The organism is Sphingomonas sp. LH128, assembly GCF_000293195.2.
GTDB lineage: Bacteria > Pseudomonadota > Alphaproteobacteria > Sphingomonadales > Sphingomonadaceae > Novosphingobium > Novosphingobium resinovorum_A.
Map to the genome: position 1 here is coordinate 1 of NZ_ALVC01000526.1, position 958 is coordinate 958.

A 958-nucleotide genomic window follows, 5' to 3' on the forward strand; every position below is an offset into this window, starting at 1 on the left:
CGCGCACTTCCGCTTCGGTGGTATCGACGCCGGCGGCGGTCAGGTCGCCCAGCAGCTTGCGAATGACGTCCTCGTCGCCGGCTTCCTCGAAGTCGGCCTGGACGACGGCCTTGGCATAGGCATCGGTTTCGGCCTGCGACAAGTCCATGCGTTCGGCCGCCCATTCACCGACGAGGCGGTTGCGGCGGGCCTGGATGCGGAACAGCGTGTCGGCGTCGTGAGCGAACTTCGCTTCTTCGGCGCGCTCGCGGTCCTGGAAACTCGTCATCGGACAACCTCGGGTTAAAGCGTTGTCCATGCCGATAGGGAACGCGGGGCTGCGGGGCAATCCTTGATTCGCAATAGCGACCGATGGATCGAGAGGCGAAGAATCCTCCCTGTCGCGAAGCGATGGGGAGGGGGACCGCCGCCGCAGGCGGGGGTGGAGGGGGAGAAGACCCCTCCGTCAGCCCTGCGGGCTGCCACCTCCCCATTCCTTCGGAACAGGGAGGATAAAACGGCCGCTTCCCGTCAAAAGCGTGCCTAGATCAATTTTAATCCGGGTATATTGACAATTTCATCCGGGTTAATGTAGCGGCGCTGTCCGAAAGGAAGTGCCCATGGCCGTCACCGTATTCTACAAGGACGACGTGATCGCGCGCGGACAGCCGGGGGATTTCACCCAGGCGCTACGCGATCTCGGTCCGCTCGCCCGCAGCAGCGATCTGCTCGCCTTCGACGACGATACCGGGCGGCAGGTCGATCTCGACCTGACCGAACCCGCCGCACCGCGTCCGCGCGGGCGGCCTTCGCTCGGCGTGGAGGCGCGCGAGGTCACGTTGCTGCCGCGCCATTGGGAATGGCTGGCCGGCCAGCCCGGCGGCGCCTCGGTCACCTTGCGCAAGCTGGTGGAGGCGGCGATGCGGGCCGGGCGCAGCGAGCGCGAGTGTCTCGATGCCGCCTGCCGCTTCCTCACCGT

Annotated in this window: 2 protein-coding genes; one reads left to right on the forward strand and one right to left on the reverse strand. The window is 66.3% G+C overall.

From position 1 onward, the window contains the following. Window positions 1–268 (reverse strand): DUF1476 domain-containing protein (locus tag LH128_RS29715; protein WP_008833406.1); only part of this gene is annotated, 268 nt, incomplete at its 3' end. A gap of 331 nt (window positions 269–599) precedes the next feature. On the opposite strand from LH128_RS29715, the gene LH128_RS29720 reads away from it, so the two are divergent. Beyond that, window positions 600–958: DUF2239 family protein (locus LH128_RS29720; protein WP_008833407.1), on the forward strand; the 359-nt coding region annotated here is incomplete at its 3' end.